Here is a 361-nt window from a genome sequence, read left to right as displayed (position 1 = left end):
GTCTGCTCGTCGCGAACAAGCCTGACAGCCACGACATCTGCTTCATCCCGTCGGGGGACACTCAGGCGTTCCTTGGGGCGCGGATCGGCGTGCGTCGCGGGAATGTGGTGGACGCCGACGGCAGTGTGTTATCCACCCATGCGGGTGTGCACGAGTTCACCATCGGTCAGCGCAAGGGGCTGGGGTTGGTGGGTCCCGCCGCGGACGGCCGACCTCGATATGTCACGTCGATCGATGCCGAAACGGCCACCGTGCGAGTGGGAACCGTTGAGGAGCTTGAGGTTTGGGAGTTAGGGGGAGAGCGCGTGGTGTGGACCTCTGGTCAGACTCCAGTAGGGCCCATCGAATGTCAGGTCCAGGT

The 361-nt window shown here is 64.0% G+C and carries 1 protein-coding gene; it reads left to right on the top strand.

Annotated elements, in window-relative coordinates:
• Positions 1-361: tRNA methyl transferase PRC-barrel domain-containing protein (locus FH08_RS0134225; protein WP_031362664.1), on the top strand; the 361-nt coding region annotated here is incomplete at both ends.

This window comes from Caballeronia sordidicola, from assembly GCF_000729995.1.
Taxonomy (GTDB): Bacteria; Pseudomonadota; Gammaproteobacteria; order Burkholderiales; family Burkholderiaceae; genus Caballeronia; species Caballeronia sordidicola_A.
The sequence above is the reverse complement of the archived record's forward strand: the minus strand, read 5'-3'. Positions and strand labels throughout refer to the sequence as shown.